This is a genomic window from Stenotrophomonas sp. YJH_SMC_16, from assembly GCF_059367875.1.
The window spans coordinates 383851-406492 of the sequence record NZ_JCAFRH010000001.1; the positions used below are offsets into that span (position 1 = coordinate 383851).

Sequence of the window (22642 nt, forward strand, 5' to 3'; positions counted from 1 at the left end):
ACGCAATGAGCCTGTTGGCCTGGATCGGGATATTCGCCGCCTGGAGCCTGTTCGCCACCTGGGTACTGCGCTGGGGTGGCGCGGCCTGGATGGAAGGCTGGAAGTCGCTGGCCTTCGTCGACAGCTGGGGCAGCCTGTGGGACGAAGCCCAGATCAAGCTGTACGTCCTCTGCCTGTGGATCGTCTACGGCCTATGGTTCCTGGCCGGCCTGTTCGTGCCGGAGTGGCGCGGCCTGCCGTGAGGCCTCAGCATCGGTCGTGCCGGAACATCTGCGCCGGCCATGCGATCATCCCCCCATGAAGATCTATCTTGTCGGCGGCGCCGTGCGCGACCGCCTGCTGCAGCGCTCTGCCGGCGACCGCGACTGGGTGGTGGTCGGCACCACGCCTGCGCAGATGGAAGCGCAGGGCTACACCGCAATCGGCCGCGATTTCCCGGTGTTCCTGCATCCGAAGACCGGTGAGGAATACGCGCTGGCGCGCACCGAGCGCAAATCCGGCCGCGGCTATCGCGGCTTCGTGGTCGATGCCGATCCGGCGGTGACGCTGGAAGAAGACCTGCAGCGCCGCGACTTCACCATCAATGCGATTGCCTGCGACGAAGACACCGGCACGCTGGTCGATCCCTATGGCGGTGTCCGCGACCTGGAACAGCGCGTGCTGCGCCATGTCGGGCCGGCCTTCGTCGAGGATCCGCTGCGCGTGCTGCGCGCGGCGCGCTTCATGGCCCGTTTTGCACCACTGGGCTTCAGCGTCGCCGAAGAGACCATGGCACTGATGCGCGAGGTCGCCGCCAGCGGTGAACTGGACGCGCTGGTGCCGGAACGCGTCTGGCAGGAACTGCGCAAGGCGCTGGTCAGTGAACGGCCCTCCGCCTTCCTGCGCACGCTGCACGATGCGCAGGCACTGGGCCCAATCCTGCCCGAACTGGAAGCACTGTACGGCGTACCGCAGCGTGCTGAATTCCACCCGGAAGTCGACACCGGCATCCACCAGGAAATGGTCAGCGACATGGCCGCGAAGCTCGCCCCCGGCGATGACCTGGTCGGCTTCGCTGCCCTCACCCACGATCTCGGCAAGGGCCTGACCCCGCCGGAGGAATGGCCGCGCCACATCATGCACGAGCAGCGCGGCATCAAGCCGTTGAAGGCACTGTGTGCGCGGTTGAAGATTCCCACCGAACACCAGCAGCTGGCCGAAGCGGTGTGCCGCGAGCACTTGAACGTGCACCGCATCGATGAACTGCGCGATGCCACCGTGCTGGAACTGCTGGGCCGCTGTGATGCGCTGCGCCGGCCGGAACGCGTGGCCCGCATCGCACTGTGCTGCGAGGCCGACAAGCGCGGCCGGCTCGGCTTCGAGGACGCCGACTACCCACAGGGCGAAACGCTCAAGCGCCTGCACCAGGCGGCGCTGTCAGTGCAGGCACGGGATCTGGATACGACACACCTGAAGGGGCCGGCCATCGGCGAAGCGCTGGCCAAGGCGCGGGTGAAAGCCATCGCCGCCGCCCGCTGAAGCACCTGGTGATGCCGGCTGCTGGCCGGCAACCAGACAATCGCGGGATCAGTGCGCCATCCCACGGGTGATCGCCGCAGCCCGCTGCTTCAGCTGCGCCACCGCATCGGGAATCATCTCCATGCCCACGTCCAGGCCCGGGTTCAGCACCAGGCCGACGCCGTCGCCGATACCGGCCAGCAGCGCGTGCACCGCGATCGGCATGGCATGCGCAAACTGCGGCAGCTGCTCGTGCCACAGGCCCGCGCGCTCGGGGGCGGTGAACACCGCGAACATCGGTTCGCCGCTTTCGCTGGTCAGCACCAGCGGCGAGATGCTCTCGTCCCAGGCGCCATCTTCGCCAATGGCCTTGTCCAGCAGCACGAACGCCGTCGAGGTCAGCAGGCCGTCGAGGAACTGCGACGCGGTCAGCGTGCCGTCCTGGGCCTGCAGCAGGCGCTCCTCGAGGTCGTTGAGGGGTTCGAACGGGGTGTCGTGGTCCATGGTCGGTTCCGGTACGTGATTGCAGGGCAGACTTTAACAGGCCCTGTCCTCAACCGAGGAATCCGTGCCGCCACAGCCAGCCCAACGCCGCCAGACCGGCCACCACCACCAGCATCAGTGGCAGGCCGAAGCGGTGCCGCCACGGGATCGGCACCCCACCCAGCTGCTGGTCCATGGTGTCGGTGTCCAGCACCCAGCCGTGCCCGCACCCGGTGCAGGCCAGCTCATAACGGCGGTGGTAAGTGAGGCCAAACAGCAGGTCGATGCGCGCCATCTTGTAGCGCAGCTGCGGCGCGAACTCACTTTCCGTCTGGCAGCGCAGGCAGTGGTGGGTTTCGGTTGGGCCGACGATCAGCACCCGTTCCTGCTGGCCGATCAGGATCATGGGTCAGCGCGCCTGGCAGGCGGGCTGGGCCAGCAGCCAGGCTTGGGCGGCGGCAAGGGTGGCCGGCCCGCTGGCCGTAGCCTGATCCGGCTGCATTCTGCCACCGTCGCCCTGCCCGTTACGATCGGTCATCACGTTGTGGGTCAACAACAAGGTGGTACCGTCCACCAGCGTCGTCGGTCGATTGCCGGTAGAAAAGCCCGCGCTCGGCTGACCGAAACTACGACTCCCAGGTTGCCCTCGAAACGCGAGTGCCACTGCTTCGCCGGAGCTTGCAGTGCCTGCCCCCATCACCACCGCCACCGGCGCCGTGCCCGCACGCAACCGATACGCGCCCTGTCGTGAACGCAGCATCGAGGCATTGCCTTGCACGACTTCACCTTCCGCCTGCCGCCACCACAGCAATCCATCGGCACTACGGAAGGCGCCGATCAACGCCCCCTGCGTATCCTGCGTTCCATGCAGCAATGGCAACAAACCAAACAACATCGGCCACATGTTGCCACCACCATTGCTGCTTACATCCACTACCCAGCCGCACCGCGTGCCGTCATCCAGGCCAGCGATACGCCCCTGCAACGCCAGCGCGTAGACCTTGCGTGCTTCATAGCGTTCCGATTCGCTGCGTTGCAGGTCTTCCACGAAGGGGCTCACCCGAAGCACGCCGATGCGGGGATTGGCATGACTGGGGGCAGCGAGGTCGGTCGCCTGACCGGCATTCAAGCGCTGAGCACGTTCGGAACGCTGACGCTGCTCGCTTGGTGAAAACCAACGGCCATGGCCTCCGCTGCTGCGTGCGGCGGCCTCATCCAGAACACGTCGCTGTTGGGCGCGGTCATCGCCTGCCGCGTTCAGGCGCGCGCGCACGTCGTTCCAATCTACGCGACCACGGTACAAGGACTGGGTTTCCAACAATTGCAGCATCTGCTCACGCGCTTCGGGCGACGGCAGCTCCACTGTCTCCTCCGCAACTGCGGCCGAAGAGGAAAGCAGCAGCGTGGTGAGCATGGTGGCACGAACATTCCTGAGGTCCAGCATCGACGACTCCTTGTCATGTATCGAAGCCGTAGGATAGCCATGGTGGGATCGATCTCGCCACCCGCTAGTGTTCTGTAGAGCCGAGCCTATGCTCGGCTTGGGGAAATTGCGACTGAAGCAGCCGAGCATGGCTCGGCTCTACAGAGTCATGACGGCGGCAGGGTTCGTGTCGACCAAGGTCGACACCTACCAGAGCGGGTCAATGGCGTCGGTTGGGGATGTGTGCCGACCAAGGTCGGCACCTGCCAGAGCAGGGTCATGCCGCCGGTGGAATCTGTGTCGACCAAGGTCGACACCCACCAGAGTGGGTCATGACATCTGCACCGCGCGCTACCAGTCCGCGCGCAGGCCGATGTTGCCTTCGATGATGCGGCGCTTCTCGTTGCGGTCACCGCCCAGCTCGCGCGTGTAGTCGGCCACCGCGTACGCGCTGATGGTGCGATTGAAGCGCCCTACCACGCCCACACCGGCTTCGAGTGCACGCGAGCGCTGCGAACTGATGATCGTGTCGTCGTCGAAGCGGATGCGGTCCTCGCCGGAGCGGCCATGCCAGTAATTGAGCTTGAAATACGGCTGCCAGCCGTTGTCGGCCAGCTGGTAATCGCCGGCCAGGCGCAGGCCGATGCGGCCGGTCCAGGCGTTGTCGTTGTCGAAACGCACGCTCGACACCTCATCGCGGCGGTCGTCCAGCGACGTGCGTTGCCAGATCACCTGTAGCTGCGGTTCCAGCCACCATGCGGACTGCCCAAACCGCAGCAGCGGCTTGCCGGCCTCCACAGACACGCTGGTGCCATCACCGCTCAAGCCGAAGCCAAGCCCGCGCGAGGAACGCACGCGGCCGTCGTAACGGCTCTGCATCGCTACGGCGTCGATATAGCCACCACTGCTGTCGGTGAGCGTCCAGTACAGGCCCACGTGCTTGTCGTCCAGGCGGTTCTGTCCCACCTGTACGTTCTCCCAGCCCAGTGCCAGGCCGGTGGTCTTGCCCTGCGCGCGGGTGCGGCCGACGAACACGCCGATCTGGTTGCGGTGGTTGTCGGAGGCAGCGGCCCACACGTCGAGACCAGCCTGCAGGCCCATCACATCGCCATCGAAGCCGGGCTGCGCATCGCCCTTCCAGTGGATCTCGCTGCTCTGCCCCACCAAGCGGCCCCAGGCGGTGCGGAATGCGCCCTGGTTGTACAGCAGGCGCTGCTCGCCCTGCCGCTCGTGGAAAGTGCCGAGGCTGGCCAGCGAGGTCTCGCGCAGGAGCGGCGGCACCACGGCATAGGTGGCAGTCTCCACGCGGTACAGCGGCACCACTGCGCCCTCGGCGGGGCGTGCACCCGGCGTCGGCGGGGCACCGGTTCCGGGCAGCGCACCGCCGGCCACGGGCACGTCCGGCACGGCCGGATCGCTGGGTGGCGCCACCGGCGCGGGTTCCGGTGGCGGTGGCGGCGGCGCGGTCTCGCCCGCGGTCAGATCCGGATCGGTGGCGCCTTCGGGCGGCGGCGGCGGTGCCGGGGTGATCGGCGGCGGTGGGGCCACTGGAGGCGTCAGCGGTGGCGGTGTCGCGCTGCCGCCACCGTTGGGTGCTGGCGTCGGCCCGGTCACCAGCGTCGAACGCAGGTACCAGTTCTCGGCGGTACCGGCACTGACACCGCCCTTGAACAGGAAGTACTCGTAGGCACCGGCCGCAACCGGTGCGAACAGCGAAAACGCACCCGGCGCGGTGCGGCCGCCATTCAAGGCCTGCACCACCAGGATGCCATCGGCCAGCGTGGCGGCGCCGCTGCCGCCGGCATTGAGCACGCCGATGCCGGTGGTCCCGGTGGCAGTACCGCCGTCGACCACCAGACGGTCGCTGGTGGAGTTGTCCGCGCCCAGCACGGTACGCAGGTACAGGCCACCACCGTCTCCGCGGTAGTTGCCACGCACGGTGAACACGTCGCCAGCGCCGGTACCGGTCAGGTCGATGCGCCCGGCATTGACCATCTCCACCAGTGCACCACTGTTGAATGGGCGGATGGCATGCCCCCCACTGCCCGCGTAGACGGTACTGGTGTCATCCACCGTAAGCGTGCCGGTGCCGCTACCGCTGTCGCCCAGCACCAGATCGCCATCGAAGCTCAGCTCGGTGCTGTTGGCCAGGCTGATCGCCTCCCAGTTCTGGAAGCGGCCCACGCCCGTGGTCTTGACGTTGCTCAGGTTGAGCTGGTCGATGCCACCGCCACCGTCGAACAGCGGAACCGCACCGAGGTTGCCCTGGTTGAGGTTGCTGAGGTTGGCCACGTCGTTGTCCGGGCCCATGTCGATCGCGCCGTAGACGATGCCACCGCCATTCCAGTTGAAGGTGTCATTGCCGGTACTGAGCAGTACCTGCCCGCGCACGGTGCCATCGGTGATGGTCACGCTGTCGTTGCCGCCGCTGACGCTGATGTTGCCGCCGATGTAGGCGGTACCCGAGATGATGATGGTATCGGTGTCGAAACCGGTCACCACATTGCCATCCACGGTGCCGCCGGACTGGTCCCACAGGTTCTTGTCCAGCTTCATGTTGACGCGGCCGATGCGGCCACCGGTCATCCAGGCCTGGTCGCCATCCTCGAACGCGCCGATGATGCGGCCACCGCTCATGCGGAAGGTATCGATGTTGTCGCCCTGCTGCAGCGCGCCGACCGTGCCGCCACTCATGACGAAATCATCGCGGCCACTGCCCTGCGCTACCAGGCCGGTGACGGTGCCGCCGGTGACGGTCATCTGGTCATCGCCACTGCCCTGGTCGACGCTGTCGATCGTGCCATCGCTCAACAGCAGCACATCATTGCCATCGCCCTGCTGGACGCCGCCGCTGATGCTGCCGGCCAGCATCTGCAGGCGATCGTTGCCGGCGCCGAACTGCACGCCACCGGTACCGCCGCTGATGGTGCCGCGGTTGACCACGCTGCTGTCGCCTGCACCTTTGAAGGCGATGCCCCAGCCAGCGGCTGCGCTGATCTGGCCGTCGTTGACGACGCCGCTGCCCCCCTGCAGATACAGCGCGTAGCCCTGTGCCGAGGAAATGCTGCCACTGGCAGCATTGTTGACCGTCACCACGGCGTCGGCATTGATGCCACCGGCGGTGCCGCTACCGACGGTGCCGCTGGCCGCGATGCTGCCCTGGTTGTTGATGGTGCCGCTGGCCGTCGGGGCGACGTAGATCGCATTGGCGTTGCTGCTACTCAGCTGTGCGCCGCTCTGCACGTTGATGGTAACGCCGGTGGCTCCGGCGCCAAGGGTGACTGGCGTTGCATCGGGGTTGGGCGCGGCCGCACTACAGGTGACGGTCTGCCCGGCGGCGGGGGCGGACGCATCGCATCCCGCCCAGGCTGCCGGGGCGGACAAGGCGAGCAACGACGGCGCCGCCAGGATCTGGACCAGGGAAACGGTCAAACGACGCCGGCGGAACCCGGGCGGGACGACATGGGACATACGGCACTCCTGGGTCGGGGATCAGGAACTGCGGATGCTATGTACGGCGCTACTCACGCAGTCTGCCACTGCCATGAATGGTTTCGATAGGTGAAATTGCAGGCAACCGGTCACGCTTTCGATGTGAAATCGGGAAGTGCTCACGCGCCCCGCATATCGATGAATGCGTTCACCATCATTGGCCCGCCAAGAGCATCCACGCATGGCGTGGATCTACTGCAATCCTGGCCCAGTAGATCCACGCCATGCGTGGATGAGCCGTTCGCTACTATCTTTGCCCGCGCTCAGATCTTCAGATAAATGCGACGTCGGTCCAGCCACCACGCCACGCCCCACCACAGCGCAACGAACACCAACGCCTGCAACATCGAGGCCAGCTCCAGCACCTGCGGCATGGCGGTGGCCAGCTGTTGCCAGATCCAGCTCCAGGCACCGCTGGCCATCAGCACCACCGACATCACCGATGCGCCCAGATACGCCGTGATCGCATTGACGCCGAAGCGCCGGCCCAGCGCCGGCCAGCCCTTCTGATCGATCAGCCAGTGCCCCAGCCATAGCGCCAGCGCCGCCAGGCCGCCCGTCCACAGCACGTAACTGGGCGTCCACAGCTGCTTGTTCAACGGCAGCACCACCGCCAACAGCAGGCCCAGCACAGCGGTCGCCACACCCAGCCCGGCCAGCGCCACGGCACGTCCGCTGCGCAGCAGGCCTCCGGCCAACAGACCGAGCACGGTACTGGCCAGCGCGCCCAGCGTGCTCAGCAACCCTTCCGGGTCATGGCCCAGCCCGGTATCGGCGTGCCATTGGTAGATCCACGGGGCGAACAGCGTGGTATCCAGGCGGCTGGCGGGGTTGGTCCATGGCGCCAGATCACCGATGCCCAGCAGCAGCACGGTGTACCCCACCAGCAGCGCGATCAGAGCGCTCACCTGCACGCGTGGCCGCGCATAGACCGCCAGCACGCCCACCAACGCCGCACACACCGCGATCCGTTGCAGCACGCCCCATATGCGGAAGTGATGGGTATCCAACGCCCACCAGATCAGCAGGTGCAGCAGCGCACCGGCCAGCAGGATGCGCAGCGCGCGTTCCAGCACGCCACGCGCCAGTGCAGGCCGCACCGACGCGTCCAGCGCGCGCGGCGCTACGCTGAACGCCATCGACACGCCCACCAGGAACAGGAAGAACGGGAACACCAGATCGGTGGGCGTGCAGCCATACCATTCCGAATGGCGCAGTGGTGCGAACACCGCACTCCAGTCGCCCGGGTTGTTGACCAGCAGCATCGCCGCCACGGTGATGCCACGCAGGGCGTCGATCGAGCCCAGCCGGCGTGGCGGCGTCGCGTTCATCAGGCGGCCTCGTACTGTCCGGCAATCCAGGTGCCACGCACCTGCAGGGCATCATCCAGCAGCACCAGGTCGGCCTGGTAGCCCTCGGCGATGTGCCCCAGGCGGTCGTCGACGTTGAGGAACTGCGCCGGGTAAGTCGAGGCCATGCGTGCGGCTTCGGCCAGCGGCTGGCCGAGCAGCTGCACGGTGTTGCGCACGGCGGTGGCCATGTCCAGCGCCGAGCCGGCCAGCGAACCGGCGGCATTGCGCACCACGCCGTCGATGGCAGTGATGGTTTCGCCGTAGAGCACGTAGCTGGGATCGTCGGCACCGACCGGCGGCATCGCATCGGTCACCAGCAGCAGGCGACCGCGCGGCTTGGCCGCCAGCGCCACGCGCAGGCTGGCCGGATGCACATGCACGCCATCGACGATGATGCCGATCCAGCTGTCGCGGTCTTCCAGCGCAGCGCCCACTGCGCCAGGCTCACGGCCCTGCAGCGGCGACATCGCGTTGTACAGATGGGTGAAGCCGCGTACGCCGGCATCCAGGCCGGCGCGGATCTCTTCGTACGTGCCTGCGGTGTGGCCGGCGGCCACGATCACGCCACGTTCGACCAGCGCACGGATGGTCTCCAGCGGCACGCGTTCCGGTGCCAGTGTCAGCAGGGTCACGCCGTTGTCCAGCGAGGCGGCCAGCGCGATTTCTTCTTCGTCCGGCACGCGGAACTTGCTGGCATCGTGGGTGCCCTTGCGCGCCGGCGCGATGTACGGGCCTTCCAGGTGGATACCGATCACGCCGGGCACGCCCTGAGCGATTGCTTCGCGCATCGCAGCGATTGCTTCGCGCATCACGTCCACATCGTCGCTGATCAGCGTCGGCAGCATCGCGGTGGTGCCGAAGCGCCGGTGCGCACGCGCGATGGTGCGCAGCGAGGCGACATCGGGCGTGTTGTTGAACAGCGCGCCGCCGCCGCCATTGACCTGCACATCGATGAAGCCGGGCAGCAGCCAGCCGCCGTCCAGATCGATCTGCTCGGCCGCCTGGCCCAGCTGCGGTGCAGCGTCAGGCAGCAGCGCGCTGATGCGACCGTCCTCGATCACCACCGCCAGATCGTCGCGGAACTCCTCGCCTGCCAGGATGCGGGCGTTGCGCAGGACCGTGGCCATCACACCGTCTCCGTAACCTTGTTCAGATGCGGCGGCAGATCCGGGTTGAAACCACGGCGCAGCGCCAGCGCGTTGATCGCGCGATAGAAGCTCTGCACGGTCAGCAGCGGGGCACACAGCGGATGCGGTGCGGCCGCCACCGGCAGGTTGCCACCGGCACCGGCCATCCACACCTGTGCACCGCGCGCGGTGAATTCTTCGACGACAGCACGAGTACCGGCGCCGGTCTCGTCGGGTTGGGCAAAGGCCAGCACCGGGAAACCACGGTCAACCAGCGCCATCGGGCCGTGCTTCACTTCAGCCGAGCTGTAGGCTTCGGCATGCAGGCTGCAGGTTTCCTTGAACTTCAGCGCCGCTTCCTGGGCCGCCCCCAAGCCCAGGCCACGGCCGAGCACGAACAGGTTGGTGGCCTCGACCAGGCCTTCGGTCACCGCGCTCCAGTCGCACTGCCACGCCTCGCGCATCGCGTCCGGCAGCAGGTCCAGTGCGGCGCGAAGGCTGCTGTCCTGCTTCCAGTACGCAGCCAGCTGCAGCAGTGCGGCCAGCGACGCCAGGTAGCTCTTGGTCGCCGCCACGCTCTTTTCGGCACCGGCATGCAGCGGAATGACCGTATCGGCCAGCAGCGCCAGCGGCGAATCCTCGACGTTGACCAGCGCGATCACGCGCGCACCGGCGGCCTTGGCGGCCTCGGCGTTGCGCAGCAGGTCCGGGCTCTTGCCCGACTGCGAGATGACGATGAACAGCGCACCGCGCAGCTGCAGTGGTGCGGCATAGACCGAACCCACCGACGGCGAGGCCGATGCGACCACCAGGCCCAGCTGGGTTTCCAGCAGGTACTTGCCATAGGTGGCAGCGTGGTCGGAGCTGCCGCGTGCGCAGGTGACCACGAACGGGGGTGGCGCAGCACGCAGGCTGGCGGCCAGGGATTCCAGGGTGGCGTGGTTGCGCGAGAACTGGCGGGCAACCACGTCAGCCGCTTCAGCGGCCTCGGCGAACATCAGGGTGGAAGTGGGGTCTGACAGCGACATGGCAGGCTCAGGCAGGATCGGAAGGAAGGGGGCGTACGCCGGCCGGGCGCATCGGCGCGGTCGAACCGCGCACCACCAGTTGCGGCACGAAGCCCTGGTTGTGCAGTGGTGCCGGCGCATCGTCGTAGGCGTCGCTGCGCAGCTGTGCGATCAGCAGGCGCGCGGCATGGCGGGCAATGTCTTCGGTGGCCTGCTTGGCGGTGGTCAGCGGCGGCCACGACTGGCGCGAGAACGGGCTGTCCTCGAAGCCGGCGATGGACAGATCGTAGGGCACGTTCATGCCGGCCGACTTGGCGGCGGCCAGCACGCCAGCGGCGATTTCGTCGTTGGAACCGAAGATGGCGGTGGGCGGCTCGCGCAGCGCCAGCAGACGGCGCGCACCGCGGAAACCGTCGTCGAAGGTGTAATCGCCCTGCACCACCAGGTGCTTGTCCACGGTCATGCCGTAGTCCTTCAGCGCGGCTTCGTAACCGGCGTAGCGTTCGCCCGACGAGCGGTGCGAGATGCCACCCCAGAGGAAGCCGATGCGCTGGTGGCCGAGCTGGATAAGGTGCTCGGTGATCTCGTAGGCCGCCTCGCGGTCGTCGACGAACACGCAGGCACCGTCGGCCGGGTCTTCGGTGGCGGCGATGATGCGCACCAGCTTGATGCCGCGCGCAGTCAGCGCCTGGATCAGGTCGCGGCGCTCGGACATCGGCGCGGTCAGCACCAGCCCGGCCAGCCGCGAACGCTGCACCCAGTCGGCCAGCTCATCGGCCAGCAGCGGTGAGCTGGAATCGCAGGGGTGGATCTGGAGGCCGAAACCGGTCTCGCGGCACGCGGCCAGCACGCCGTTCTGCACGCCGATGATGTGGTACGGGTTCGGGTTGTCGTAGACCAGCCCGATCACGAAGGTGGTGCCGCTGCGCAGGTTGCGCGCCGACGGATCGGGCTCGTAGTCCAGCTCGGCGATGGCTCGCAGCACCCGCGCACGGGTGGCCTGCATGACCGAGGGCTCGTTGTTGATCACCCGCGAGACCGTCTTCAACGAGACCTTGGCCTTCTCCGCAACGTCCTTGATGGTCGCTCTGCGCATGGGTTTTCCCTGGGGTTGGCTGCCGTCCATCATCGCCGATCAGGCCTTGTCCTGCGGCAGGCCGGCACGATGGCCGATCACCGAGTAGAACAGGATGTACAGGTAGCACGGCACCATCAGCAGCACGAACACCAGCTGGAAGTCGATGTGCTGCTTGAGCACGGCGAACAGCTGCGGAATGATCGCGCCGCCGGCAATACCCATCACCAGCAGGGCCGAGCCGGTCTCGGTGAAGCGGCCCAGGCCGCGGATCGCCAGCGGGAAGATGGCCGGCCACATCATGGCGTTGGCAAAGCCCAGCAGCGCCACGAAGGCCACCGAGACGTAGCCGTGGGTGGCCCAGGCGCCCAGGCAGAACACCACGCCCATCACTGCCGAAATGGTCAGGTAGCGCGACTGCGAGACCAGGCCAGGGATCGCCAGCAGGCCGACCACGTAGCCGGCCAACATCGCACCCAGCGTCAGCGAGGTGAACATCTTGGTCTGGTCCAGCGGCAAGCCGAAACCGTGGCCGTAGGTGCCGATCGCATCACCGGCCATGACTTCCACGCCTACGTACACGAACAGGCACAGCACGCCCAGCCACAGATGCGGGAACTGGAAGATGCTGCGGCGCTCGGCCGTTCCCGGTGCCCCTGACGGCGTTGCATTGGCTTCGGAGGACTTGATCTCCGGCAGCGGCGAGAACAGCACGGCCACCGCCAGCACCACCAGCAGCGCGGCCATCGCCAGGTACGGCGCATGGATCTTGGCGGCGAATTCGTTGAGCAGCGCGACCTTGGTGACCGCGTCGGCGGCCTGCACCTGCTTGTCCAGGTCGCCGATGCCATGCAGCACCAGGGTGCCGATCAGCACCGGTGCGAGCATGCCGGCGATCTTGTTGCAGATGCCCATCAGCGCGATGCGGCGTGCCGCAGTTTCAATTGGGCCGAGGATGGAGATGTAGGGGTTGATCGCGGTCTGCAGCAGCGCCAGGCCGCTGCCGATCACGAACAGGCCGCCGAGCGCGCCCGGGTACCAGCGTTGGGTGGCGAATTCGCCGAACAACGCGGCACCACCGGCCATCACCAGCAGGCTCAGGCTCAGGCCCTTCTTCATGCCGGTGCGGCGCAGGATCCATGACGCCGGCAGGGCCAGGAAGAAGTAGGACAGGTAGAACACCATCAGCACCAGGAAGGCGCCGACCTCGCTGAGTTCGAAGGCCAACTTGACGAAGGTGATCAGCGGGCCATTGAGCCAGGTGAAGAAGCCGATCAGGAAGAACAGCACGCCAACGATGGCGATGGAGGTGGCCACGTTCGGGCGCGCGCTTGCAGCGGGGACGGCGGACATCAGGAGGGCTCCTGCGGCGACGGCCGCAGAACGCGGCGTCGGAGAGTGGCTGGGAACAACGTTGTCACATTCTTTCGATGGACAGCCGCGGTTTGTCAACTTCCACGCGCAGCCCCGTGAACCTCGTGCTGCACTGCGCAACCCGATCGCAACGCATCGTGCTGAATGCGCCGGAGGCCTTGGCCCATGTGCGGCAATGGTTCCAACGTGAAACCCGCACTCACGCCATGTAAACGTTTACTGCATGTCGCATTCGTTGCGATGCAGCAACGAAAGTGTCACGAACTCGTTGACATCGTTGTCAGCGGGGTTACAGACTCCGCCCCAATCGCCGCCCCCGATCCCGGGGCCGGCCCCACCTGCAGCAGGAGCCCGCGTGACCGCCAGCCACCCCGCCCCGGCCCATGTCCTGTCCCGAGTCGCGCCCTCGTTCCTGGCCGCCGACGTCGGTGGCACCCATGTGCGCGTGGCCAGGGTCCAGGCCAGCGGTGATGCCGCCCACCCGGTGCAGGTGCTGGAGTACCGCAAGTACCGCAATGCCGACCATGCCGGCCTCAGCGCGATCCTGTCCGACTTCCTCGGCGAAGGCCCGCGGCCCACGCATTGCGTGGTCGCCAGCGCCGGCTACGCCCGCGAGGACGGCACGGTGATCACCGCCAACCTGCCGTGGCCGCTGTCGGCGCGCCAGGTGGAGGCCGACGTCGGCCTGCAGCGCGTCTACATCGTCAACGACTTCGAAGCGGTGGCCTATGCCGCCGCGCAGGTGGACGCCAGCGGCGTGCTGCACCTGTGCGGGCCGGACACCGCCACGCGCGGTCCGACCCTGGTGGTCGGCCCCGGTACCGGCCTCGGTGCAGCACTGTGGATTCCCACTGCGCATGGCCCGGTGGTACTGCCCACCGAAGCCGGCCAGCCGACCCTGGCCGCCAGCACCGAGCTGGAAATGGCCATCGTCCGCCACATGCAGCGCGACCGCGCGCACGTGTCGATCGAACATGCGATCTCCGGCCCGGGCCTGATGAACCTGTACCGCGCAGTGTGCGCACTGCAGGGACAGGCACCGACGCTGGCCAGCCCCGATGCGGTCACCGCCGCCGCCATGGCCGATACCGATGCGCACGCGCGCCAGGCGCTGGATGTGTTCTGCGGCCTGCTCGGCAGCACCATCGGCGACATGGCCCTGTTCTACGGCGCCCACGGTGGCGTCTACCTGGCCGGCGGCATCCTGCCGCAGATCCGCGAATACCTGCACGCCAGCACCTTCGTCGAACGCTACCTGCAGAAGGGACCGATGGGCGAAGCACTGGCACGCATCCCGGTGAAGGTCGTCGAACACGGCCAGCTGGGCGTGGTCGGCGCTGCAAGCTGGTACCTGCAGCAGCAGTCGGCCGCCTGACACCGCAACAGGCTTCAACGCAATCGCAGCACGCAGTACGTGGCACGCCAACGCACGGGACTTCGCCGCCGCCCCGCGCATGTCATCGCAACCGTAACCGAACACCGCCGCCGGCATCCAATCGAGTGATGAGGAGAGACATCATGAACACCCGCAAGACCCTGCTTTCGGCCGCCATCGTCAGCTGCATCGCCTTCAGTGCGCACGCGCAGCAGGCCGCCCAGACCGCCACCGACCTGGATACCGTGCAGGTCACCGGCATCCGTGGTTCGATGGAAAAGTCGCTGGATACCAAGCGCGAAGCCAATGCCCGCGTGGAAGTGGTCACCGCCGAAGACGTGGGCAAGCTGCCCGCGCACAACGTCGCCGATACGCTGCAGCGCCTGCCGGGCGTGAACATCAGCTCGTCCAGCGCCGACGAAGGCGGCTTCGACGAAGCCGACCGTGTCAGCCTGCGCGGTACCAGCCCGAGCCTGACCCAGACCCTGATCAACGGCCACACCGTCGGCACCGCCGACTGGTTCGTGCTCAGCCAGGGCAACAACGTCGGCCGCAGCGTCAGCTACTCGTTGCTGCCGTCGGAACTGGTGCGCTCGGTGGAAGTGAACAAGTCCTCGCAGGCCAAGCTGCAGGACGGCGGCACCACCGGTACCGTCAACATCCTCACCCGCAAGCCGCTGGAATTCTCCAAGCAGCTCACTGCGGAAGGCTCCATCGGCATGGTGCGTTCGGACCAGGCCAAGTCCAACGACCCGCAGCTGTCGGCACTGTTCAACTACAAGAACGACGAAGGCAACTTCGGCGTGATGGTGCAGGCCTTCAGCCAGAAGCGCGAGCTGCGCCGCGAAGCGCAGGAAATCCCGGGCGGCTTCTTCCAGATCGATCCGAATGGCACCGTGGCCAAGTCCAACCCGGACCTGGCCGGCGTGTACGCGCCGGGCCTGCTCGGCTCGACCCTGTTTGAACAGACCCGCGAGCGCAAGGGCGGTCTGGTGTCGCTGCAGTTCAAGCCGATGGACAACCTGACCCTCGGCCTGGAAGGCTTCAGCTCGGAACTGAAGGCGAACAACTACAACCGCAACTTCATGCTGTGGGGCGGCCGCATCCTCAACGACCGTACCGTTGAAGATGCCAATGGCAACAAGATCCTGATTCCGGGCCAGGCCCCGAATCCGGGTTACGTCGTCAAGGATGGCGTGCTGTCCAACGCCACCTTCGCCGGCCAGGCCGACCGCGACTACGCGGTGTACGACATGATCTACCGCGAGTCGAAGGCCAAGACCAACTACATCACCTTCGATGCCGACTGGCAGATCAGCGACAACCTGGGCATGAAGTTCCAGGCTGGCAGCACCAAGGGCACCGGCGAAACGCCGCGCCAGTACATCGCCGAAGTCAACCTGGCCCGTGGTGGCGGCGCCACCTGGGCAACCCACGGCAACGGCTCGCCGATCGACTGGAACGTCGGTGGCAACATCGGCCCGAGCGGCGTGACCGACTTCGGCACCTGGGGCAACCAGCAGGTCACCGCGATCGACAAGGAAAAGTGGGCCACGCTCGATTTCAACCAGTACTTCGCCGACGCTGGCGTATTGAACTCGATCGATTTCGGCGCCCGCTTCGGCGACCACAAGCGCGAGGCCAAGTCGCCGGAAGGCGCAACCCCGGGCGCGATCTGGAATGCGCTGAAGAACGGCGCTACCGCCAACTTCCCCGGCGGCTTTGCCAACGGCATCGGTGGCAGCTTCCCGCGTGACCTGTGGTACTTCACCCCGGGTGCGCTGAAGGAAGCGGTGACCAACAACTCCACTTGGCTGTCCGGCAATGACGGCCCGACCGGCCGCCACAACTACGGCGCCGAGTGGAAGGTGTCCGAGAAGAACTTCGCCGCGTACGTACAGGGCAACTTCAGCGGCGACCGCTGGAGCGGCAACGTCGGCCTGCGCTACGTCAACATCAAGCAGGATATCGATACCTACGCCGCCGCCACCGGCTCGACCGTGCCGGACGTGAGCAGCCTGTTCGGCGCGTGGACCCGCGAAGCTTTCGAGAACAAGCACAACCGCGTGCTGCCGAGCGCCAACTTCAAGTACGACCTGCGCGACGACCTGGTGCTGCGCGTGGCCGCCTCGCAGACCCAGACCCTGCCGGACTTCTCGGCACTGGGTGCCTCGTCCTACGGTTCGGACCTGAACCGGACTGGCGGTGGCGGCAATCCGAAGCTGAAGCCGGTGGTGTCGACCAACTTCGATGCCAACCTGGAGTGGTACTTCATGCCGCGCGGCATGTTGTCGATCGGTGCCTACTCGATGCGCCTGAAGGACTACGTGGCCTTCAGCACCGAAAAGGAGATGCTGTTCAGCGAGCTGACCAACCGTCTCGAGGAATACAACATCTCCCGCCCGCGCAATGCCGACGGCAAGGTCCGCGGTATCGAAGTGGCCTATGAGCAGCCGATCGGCGAGTACTTCGGTGTCAATGCCAACTACACCTACGCCGATGGCAGCACCGACCACACCTGGGCCGACGGCAGCGACAACCTGCTGGGCACTTCGAAGAACACCTACAACGTCGGTGCCTACTTCGAGAACGATACCTTCGGTGCACGCGTCAGCTACACCCGCCGTTCGTCGTTCCTGATCGGCCTGTCCGGCGCCAACCCGTACTACCAGGATGACTTCGGCACCCTGTCGGCGTCGCTGAGCTACAAGGCCACCGACTGGCTGAGCATCAGCTTCGATGCGCTCAACCTCAACAACCCGACCTACAAGTACTACCAGACCGCGGCGATCCCGACCTCGTTCTACAGCAACGGTCGCCAGTACTACCTCAACTTCCGCTTCAAGTACTGATCCAGCGGCAGCAACATCGCCGAGTCGTGCACGCACGCCGGGCCTGGGTCATTCCGGGCCCGGCGTTTTTCATGTATAGCGTTCATCGCACCGTTCCAAGGAGTCGTACCGATGGTCAAGCCTTCCCGCGCCCGGATGCGCAGCGCAGTGCTGCTGGGCAGCCTGCTCGCCCTGTTGCCGGCGCTGCCGGCACTTGCCGCCGACCCCACGCCTGCCGCTGAAGCACCCGGCCCGCAGCTGCGCGCCGGCAGCCTGATGCTGATTCCCGCCCCGGCCACCGTGCAGCGCGGCCAGGGCAGCGGCATCACCGTGCGCGCCGATACCGTGCTGCAGGCCGAAGGCGAAGCCGCGCAGCGCGTCGCCAACCAGTTCGCCGACCTGCTGGCCCGCAGCGGTGGCCCGCGCCTGGCACTGGCCAAGGGCAAAGCCAGCGCCAAGGCCGGCAGCATCCGCTTCCAGATCGTGCCCACCTTCCGCGACAGCGGTGAGGGCTACACGCTGGAAAGCACCGCACAGGGCGTGCTGGTGCAGGCTGGCAACGAAACCGGCCTGTTCTACGGCGCGACCACCCTCGCCCAGCTCGCCACCGGCGGCAGCAACGGCGTGCTGCCCGCAGTGCAGATCCAGGACGCGCCGCGCTTCAGCTGGCGCGGCTTCATGCTCGACTCCGCCCGTCACTTCCAGAGCCTGGACGAGATCAAGCACGTGCTCGACGCGATGGCCGCGCACAAGCTCAACACCTTCCACTGGCACCTGACCGACGACCAGGGCTGGCGCATGGAGATCAAGCGCTACCCGAAGCTGACCGACGTGGGCAGCTGCCGCCTGCCGGCCGGTGACGGCGGCATCGATCCGGTCAGCGGCCAGGAGCATCCGTACTGCGGCTTCTACACCCAGGAGCAGATCCGCGAAGTGATCGCCTATGCCGCGAAGCTGCATATCCAGGTGATTCCGGAAATCGATGTACCGGGCCACGCGACTGCTGCGATTGCCGCGTATCCGGAGCTGGGCACCATCGATACGCCGCTGAAGCCGATCAGCGAGTGGGGCGTGTTCCCAAACCTGTTCAACGTGGAAGACAGCACCGTCACCTTCCTCGAGAACGTGCTGGAAGAAGTGATCGCGCTGTTCCCGGCCAGGTACGTGCACGTCGGTGGCGACGAGGCGGTGAAGGACCAGTGGGAAGCATCCAAGCGGGTGCAGCAGCGCATGCGTGCGCTGGGCATCAAGAATGAAATGGCCATGCAGAGCCACATCATCAAGCGCCTGGAAACCTTCCTGGAGGAACACGACCGGCGCCTGATCGGCTGGGACGAAATCCTCGAAGGCGGATTGCCGCCGCAGGCCACAGTGATGTCGTGGCAGGGCACCGAAGGCGGACTGGCTGCGGCCAGCGCCGGCCATGACGTGATCATGTCGCCGGTCGGCTACCTGTACCTGGATTACCTGCAGACCGCCTCGCCAAATGAACCGCCGGGCCGTCCGACCCAGGTCAACCTCGGCAAGCTCTACAACTTCGAGCCGGTGCCGGCCGAGCTGGCCGCCGACAAGCGTGGGCACATCCTGGGCCTGCAGGCCAACATGTTCACCGAGCACACGCGCAGCTATGCACGCCTGCAGCACAACCTGTTCCCGCGCCTGGCCGCGGTGGCCGAGACCGGCTGGAGCACGCCGGAGCATCGCGACTTCCGCGATTTCCTCGCGCGCCTGCCCTCCCAGCTGCAGCGCTACCGTGCCTGGGGCCTGGCCTATGCGCAGACCCCGTTCGAAGTGGGCGTGGACTACACCGACAACCGCGCGGCCGGCACAGTGACCGTGTCACTGGCCAATCCGCTGGGTTATGAAGTGCGCTACAGCACCGATGGCCAACCGGTGACCGCGCAGTCGCCGCTGTACCAGCAGCCGCTGACCGGGAAACTACCGACCACCGTGCAGGCGGCGGCGTTCTACCAGGGGCAGATGCTGGCCGCGAAGCCGACCATCGCCGCATTCACCGCGCAGTCGCTGCTCAGCCGCCGCAGTGATGAGCTACTCAGCTGCGTGGGCACGAACGGCCTGGTATTGCGCCTGGAAGACGATGGCCCGCGTGAGGGAACGCGTGCGGTGTTCAACGTGGACATCTTCCAGCCGTGCTGGCGCTGGCCGCAGGCGCAGCTGGACGGCATCGGCAACGTGGAAGTGCGTGCGGGGCGTATTCCGTACTACTTCCAGCTGGCCCACGACGAGCCGAAGCGCCGCTTCGAAAAGGCCCGGAGCGCACACGGTGAAATACTGATCCGCCGCGGTGATTGCACGGGCAAGGTGCTGGCTCAGGTGCCGCTGCCGGCGCAGACCGATGCCGACGGCTTCGTGACCCTGCGCGCGGCGCTGCCGAAGGGCACCGCTGGCAACGGCGATCTGTGCATCAACTTCACCGGCGACACGCGCCCGGCGATGTGGGTGCTGGATGAGGTCACGCTCAGGTAGGTGCCAACCTTGGTTGCGCTTTGCGGCCGGATCCACGCATCGCGTGGATCTACTGTAGAGCCGGGCCCATGCTCGGCTGCTTTTCAACCGGAAAGCCGAGCATGGGCTCGGCTCTACAGGAACCTCACCCGCGCCAGCGCAGCAGCAGGTCGCGCAGCGGGGTCAGTGCGGTGGCCATGCCGGCGAGCACACCGATCGTGTTGGCGATGGCATCCATCGGGTCGGCCATGCGGTTGCTGGTCAGCGCGCCCTGCGCGAACTCGATGCCGATGCCCATCAGCACCAGGCCCACGCCCACCCACAGCAGCGGGCGGCCCCGACGGAACAGCTGCACCGCGCTGCCTGCCAGGATGAAATAGGCGAGGAAGTGTTCGCCCTTGTCGCTGTTTTCCGGCAACGGAATCGGCGGTGGCGGGATCAGGCAGACCACAATCACCAGCAGCACGGCCAAACCCCACAGCACGGCCCACAACCGCGGCCGCCGCAACGGCTTGATCACCGGCAACACCTCGCTCACAGGCGCCAGCTCAGGTCACCCAGTTCGAAGGCCGGTTCGAAATCGACGCCACGCTGCAGGCCGATGGCCTGGAAGCGCTCGCCCATCTCGGTCGGCAGGGTCAGCTTCTTCACCTGGTCGCGCAACTGGATGCGGCCGACCTCGTCGGTGCGTTCCTCGGCCAGCAGCAGCACCTGGTCCAGGCCATTACCGAGCAGGAAGCTGGCCTGGCTGCAGTAGCCAGCCAGCTCGAAACCGCCGTGCATGCCGGCCTCGGCCATCGCGGTGAAATCCACCGACGCCGTAATGTCCTGCAGGCCCGGCCAGCGGTGCACGTCGTTGTGCACGTGGTGGCGGTAGAACGCGCGCACGGTGCCATCGTCGCGGTCGTGCTGGTAGAACTCGCCGCGGTTGTAACCGTAGTCGACGAACAGCATCGCGCCACGCTGCAGGCCGCCGGCCACCGCCTGCAGCCAGTACGGCAGCTGCGGCAGCACCTCGGAGCGGTAGCCTTCGGCGAAGGGCTTTTCCAGGTAGCGCTCGATGTGGCGCACCGCACCGTTGAGCAGGATATCGGCCGGCTGCGCACCACGGATGAAGTTGCCTTCGGCATCCAGCTCGACGGTTTCCTCATAGACCTCGCCATCGCGGATCAGGAAGCGCGGAGTCGGCAGCGCGTCGATCACCTCGTTGGCGAACACCACGCCTTCCCAGTCCTCTTCGAACGGGCGGTCGACCCAGTCCACGCGCGCGGCCAGCTCGGCCGGCAGGTTCTGCTGCAGGCGCTGCTGCTGTCGCTCGCGCAGGTCGGCGCTGGGTTCGAGGATGGCATAGCGCGACGGCAGCGCGTCCAGTTCGGCCAGGCGCAGCAGCACGGCCTCGGCAAAGGCGCCGGTACCGCCGCCCAGTTCCAGCATCCGCGCCTGTGCACCCAGCTGCGCGAACACCGGCGCCAGCGCATTGGCCACGCTGCCGGCGAACAGGCTGCCAAGCTCGGGCGCGGTGGTGAAGTCACCACTGCCACCGAACTTGCTGGCGCCGGCACTGTAGTAACCCCAGCCAGGGGTATACAGGCACAGTTCCATGAAGCGCGAGAAGGGCATCGCCCCGCCCTGCGCGAGGATTTCAGCACGCAGGGCGGCCGCCAGCTGGTCGCTGTGGGCCAGGGCATCGGCTTCGGGCAGGGGGAAGGTGGGCTGCATGGCGTCTTCGAATGCGGTGACAATGGTGCACAGGATAGCCGAGCCTTGGAGGACCCTCGATGAGCGATACCCACCCCGTGGTCCTGATCACCGGCAGCGCGCGCCGGATCGGTGCGGCCATCGCCCGCCAGTTCCACGCCTGTGGCTGGTCGGTGGTGCTGCATGCCAACACCTCCAGCGCCGAGCTGCAGCAGGCCGCGTTCGATTTCGACAACGTGCGCCCCGGCAGCGTGCTGGCCCTGCAGGCCGACCTGCGTGACGCCGACGCCCTGCCCGACCTGGTGGAACAGGCCGTCACCCACTTTGGCCGCCTGGACGCGCTGGTCAACAATGCCTCCAACTTCTTCCCCACCCCGCTCGGTCAGGTCACCGCCGAGGCAATGGACGAGCTGTATGCGGTCAACGCGCGCGCGCCGCTGCTGCTGTCACAGGCGGCGGCGCCCTACCTGCGCCGCCAGCAGGGCTGCATCGTCAACCTGACCGACCTGCACGGCACCGACCCGATGCGGGACCACATCGCCTACACGATGGCCAAGGCCGCGCTGGAGATGGCCACCCGCTCGCTGGCGCTGGAGCTGGCGCCGAAGGTGCGGGTCAATGCGGTGGCGCCCGGCGCGATCCTGTGGCCGGAACAGGGCAAGGACGATTTCGCCCGCGAGGCGCTGCTGGCGCGCACGCCGCTGGCGCGGATCGGCACGGTCGAGGAGATTGCCGAAGCGGTGTACTGGCTGGTGGCCGAAGCCAGCTTCGTCACCGGCCACACCCTGCGCGTGGATGGCGGGCGCACGGTCAGTTGAAGCATTGCCGGCCAGCGACCGGCACCACCGGTAGCGCCGGGCCATGCCCGGCGAGCGCAGCGGCAACAACAACCGATCATTCCAGCTCCACGACCTCGAACGCTTCGCCAAACTGCGTGTGCGCACGCCACAGCGTGGCCAGGTCCAATCCGCTGACCGGGTCGATGAAGTCCGGGGCGATGTCGGCCAGCGGCTTCAGCACGAAGGCATGCTTCAGCTCCGGGCGCGGGATGCGCAGGTGGCCGGGGCCTTCCACCACCAGGTCACCGTAGAACACCACGTCGATGTCCAGGGTCCGGTCGGAGAAGCGCGGCCCGCTGCGGTCGCGGCCGTGCGCGTCTTCCAGCGCGTGCAGCCAGTCGTCCAGTTCCTGGAGCGGCAGGTCGGTGTCGATCGCCACGGCGTTGTTGAGGAAGGCCGGGCCGTCGAAGCCGACCGCGGCAGTACGGTAGGCCGGCGACACCCGCAGCGCGCCGAAGCGCTCGCGCAGGGCCGTCACCGCGGCGTGGAGGTAGCGGCGGGGCTGGACGTTGCTGCCCAGGCTCAGGAGCACGGTGGTCATGCGGTTCAGGTGACGGCACTTGGGGGGCGTGGACATGCCGTCGTCACGGCGGCCTGCCTACA

General features: G+C 67.0%; 18 protein-coding genes. 6 read left to right on the forward strand and 12 right to left on the reverse strand.

Features of this window, described 5'->3' with window-relative positions; genetic code table 11:
* Window positions 1–5 precede the first annotated feature (5 nt).
* The gene (locus AC5P6E_RS01665) at window positions 6–242 is read left to right on the forward strand and encodes a hypothetical protein (RefSeq protein ID WP_019338423.1); all 237 of its coding nucleotides are present in this window, start codon (window positions 6–8) and stop codon (window positions 240–242) included.
* 55 nt (window positions 243–297) lie between these two features.
* Window positions 298–1518 carry a multifunctional CCA addition/repair protein gene (locus tag AC5P6E_RS01670; RefSeq protein WP_019338422.1) on the forward strand — a complete coding sequence of 407 codons (1221 nt, stop codon included), beginning with the start codon at window positions 298–300 and terminating at the stop codon, window positions 1516–1518.
* A gap of 48 nt (window positions 1519–1566) precedes the next feature.
* Here the strand turns inward: AC5P6E_RS01670 and AC5P6E_RS01675 are convergent, their stop codons facing one another.
* From AC5P6E_RS01675 to AC5P6E_RS01715, 9 genes are all read right to left on the reverse strand, one after another.
* On the reverse strand, window positions 1567–2001 hold the full coding sequence (locus AC5P6E_RS01675; protein WP_019338421.1) for an SseB family protein: 435 nt from the start codon (window positions 1999–2001) through the stop codon (window positions 1567–1569).
* Window positions 2002–2050: 49 nt separating this feature from the next.
* Entirely contained in the window at window positions 2051–2386 is a 336-nt protein-coding gene (locus AC5P6E_RS01680; protein ID WP_329835949.1) for a hypothetical protein, read from the reverse strand.
* A 3-nt stretch (window positions 2387–2389) separates the two neighbouring features.
* Window positions 2390–3424 (reverse strand): S41 family peptidase, encoded by a 1035-nt coding sequence (locus AC5P6E_RS01685; protein WP_109814546.1) that lies wholly within the window; start codon window positions 3422–3424, stop codon window positions 2390–2392.
* Between the two features lie 330 nt (window positions 3425–3754).
* Window positions 3755–6874, reverse strand: a complete 3120-nt coding sequence (locus AC5P6E_RS01690; RefSeq protein WP_329835948.1) for an autotransporter outer membrane beta-barrel domain-containing protein — start codon at window positions 6872–6874, stop codon at window positions 3755–3757.
* A 284-nt stretch (window positions 6875–7158) separates the two neighbouring features.
* Window positions 7159–8226: an acyltransferase family protein gene (locus AC5P6E_RS01695; protein WP_495230628.1), complete on the reverse strand. Its 1068-nt coding sequence runs from the start codon at window positions 8224–8226 to the stop codon at window positions 7159–7161.
* A complete protein-coding gene (gene nagA, locus AC5P6E_RS01700; RefSeq protein ID WP_049481520.1) occupies window positions 8226–9374 on the reverse strand; it encodes an N-acetylglucosamine-6-phosphate deacetylase in 1149 nt (382 codons plus the stop codon). The genes AC5P6E_RS01695 and nagA overlap by 1 nt, the downstream gene beginning before the upstream one ends.
* Complete coding sequence (locus AC5P6E_RS01705) at window positions 9374–10402, reverse strand: SIS domain-containing protein (protein ID WP_019338836.1); 1029 nt, start codon at window positions 10400–10402, stop codon at window positions 9374–9376. Before AC5P6E_RS01705 ends, nagA begins: the two co-directional genes overlap by 1 nt.
* A 7-nt stretch (window positions 10403–10409) precedes the next feature.
* A complete protein-coding gene (locus tag AC5P6E_RS01710; protein WP_100446739.1) occupies window positions 10410–11477 on the reverse strand; it encodes a LacI family DNA-binding transcriptional regulator in 1068 nt (355 codons plus the stop codon).
* 39 nt (window positions 11478–11516) lie between these two features.
* Window positions 11517–12809: a sugar MFS transporter gene (locus tag AC5P6E_RS01715; protein WP_005419333.1), complete on the reverse strand. Its 1293-nt coding sequence runs from the start codon at window positions 12807–12809 to the stop codon at window positions 11517–11519.
* 376 nt (window positions 12810–13185) lie between these two features.
* On the opposite strand from AC5P6E_RS01715, the gene AC5P6E_RS01720 reads away from it, so the two are divergent.
* From AC5P6E_RS01720 to AC5P6E_RS01730, 3 genes are all read left to right on the forward strand, one after another.
* The gene (locus tag AC5P6E_RS01720) at window positions 13186–14205 is read left to right on the forward strand and encodes a glucokinase family protein (RefSeq protein ID WP_019338839.1); all 1020 of its coding nucleotides are present in this window, start codon (window positions 13186–13188) and stop codon (window positions 14203–14205) included.
* Between the two features lie 143 nt (window positions 14206–14348).
* Window positions 14349–17057, forward strand: coding sequence for a TonB-dependent receptor (locus tag AC5P6E_RS01725; RefSeq protein ID WP_010480947.1), 2709 nt, complete (start codon window positions 14349–14351; stop codon window positions 17055–17057).
* A 111-nt stretch (window positions 17058–17168) separates the two neighbouring features.
* Window positions 17169–19523, forward strand: coding sequence for a beta-N-acetylhexosaminidase (locus AC5P6E_RS01730; RefSeq protein WP_495230631.1), 2355 nt, complete (start codon window positions 17169–17171; stop codon window positions 19521–19523).
* A gap of 124 nt (window positions 19524–19647) precedes the next feature.
* Here AC5P6E_RS01730 and AC5P6E_RS01735 read toward each other — a convergent pair whose 3' ends face one another.
* The gene (locus tag AC5P6E_RS01735; protein WP_010480949.1) at window positions 19648–20040 is read right to left on the reverse strand and encodes a VanZ family protein; all 393 of its coding nucleotides are present in this window, start codon (window positions 20038–20040) and stop codon (window positions 19648–19650) included.
* Window positions 20037–21221: a class I SAM-dependent methyltransferase gene (locus AC5P6E_RS01740; RefSeq protein WP_010480950.1), complete on the reverse strand. Its 1185-nt coding sequence runs from the start codon at window positions 21219–21221 to the stop codon at window positions 20037–20039. The genes AC5P6E_RS01735 and AC5P6E_RS01740 overlap by 4 nt, the downstream gene beginning before the upstream one ends.
* A 59-nt stretch (window positions 21222–21280) precedes the next feature.
* On the opposite strand from AC5P6E_RS01740, the gene AC5P6E_RS01745 reads away from it, so the two are divergent.
* The gene (locus AC5P6E_RS01745) at window positions 21281–22018 is read left to right on the forward strand and encodes a pteridine reductase (protein ID WP_008265570.1); all 738 of its coding nucleotides are present in this window, start codon (window positions 21281–21283) and stop codon (window positions 22016–22018) included.
* A gap of 76 nt (window positions 22019–22094) precedes the next feature.
* On the opposite strand, the gene folK is transcribed toward AC5P6E_RS01745, so the two are convergent.
* Entirely contained in the window at window positions 22095–22580 is a 486-nt protein-coding gene (gene folK / locus AC5P6E_RS01750) for a 2-amino-4-hydroxy-6-hydroxymethyldihydropteridine diphosphokinase (RefSeq protein WP_019336898.1), read from the reverse strand.
* Window positions 22581–22642 lie beyond the last annotated feature (62 nt).

Bases quoted from the DNA above. Each gene is read 5' to 3' on its own strand.
- folK (WP_019336898.1), bottom strand. From the start codon at position 22,580: ATGACCACCGTGCTCCTGAGCCTGGGCAGCAACGTCCAGCCCCGCCGC.
- AC5P6E_RS01710 (WP_100446739.1), bottom strand. From the start codon at position 11,477: ATGCGCAGAGCGACCATCAAGGACGTTGCGGAGAAGGCCAAGGTCTCG.
- AC5P6E_RS01685 (WP_109814546.1), bottom strand. From the start codon at position 3,424: ATGCTGGACCTCAGGAATGTTCGTGCCACCATGCTCACCACGCTGCTG.
- AC5P6E_RS01715 (WP_005419333.1), bottom strand. From the start codon at position 12,809: ATGTCCGCCGTCCCCGCTGCAAGCGCGCGCCCGAACGTGGCCACCTCC.
- AC5P6E_RS01725 (WP_010480947.1), top strand. From the start codon at position 14,349: ATGAACACCCGCAAGACCCTGCTTTCGGCCGCCATCGTCAGCTGCATC.
- AC5P6E_RS01680 (WP_329835949.1), bottom strand. From the start codon at position 2,386: ATGATCCTGATCGGCCAGCAGGAACGGGTGCTGATCGTCGGCCCAACC.
- AC5P6E_RS01695 (WP_495230628.1), bottom strand. From the start codon at position 8,226: ATGAACGCGACGCCGCCACGCCGGCTGGGCTCGATCGACGCCCTGCGT.
- AC5P6E_RS01690 (WP_329835948.1), bottom strand. From the start codon at position 6,874: ATGTCCCATGTCGTCCCGCCCGGGTTCCGCCGGCGTCGTTTGACCGTT.
- AC5P6E_RS01740 (WP_010480950.1), bottom strand. From the start codon at position 21,221: ATGCAGCCCACCTTCCCCCTGCCCGAAGCCGATGCCCTGGCCCACAGC.
- AC5P6E_RS01745 (WP_008265570.1), top strand. From the start codon at position 21,281: ATGAGCGATACCCACCCCGTGGTCCTGATCACCGGCAGCGCGCGCCGG.
- AC5P6E_RS01665 (WP_019338423.1), top strand. From the start codon at position 6: ATGAGCCTGTTGGCCTGGATCGGGATATTCGCCGCCTGGAGCCTGTTC.
- AC5P6E_RS01670 (WP_019338422.1), top strand. From the start codon at position 298: ATGAAGATCTATCTTGTCGGCGGCGCCGTGCGCGACCGCCTGCTGCAG.
- AC5P6E_RS01730 (WP_495230631.1), top strand. From the start codon at position 17,169: ATGGTCAAGCCTTCCCGCGCCCGGATGCGCAGCGCAGTGCTGCTGGGC.
- AC5P6E_RS01705 (WP_019338836.1), bottom strand. From the start codon at position 10,402: ATGTCGCTGTCAGACCCCACTTCCACCCTGATGTTCGCCGAGGCCGCT.
- AC5P6E_RS01675 (WP_019338421.1), bottom strand. From the start codon at position 2,001: ATGGACCACGACACCCCGTTCGAACCCCTCAACGACCTCGAGGAGCGC.
- nagA (WP_049481520.1), bottom strand. From the start codon at position 9,374: ATGGCCACGGTCCTGCGCAACGCCCGCATCCTGGCAGGCGAGGAGTTC.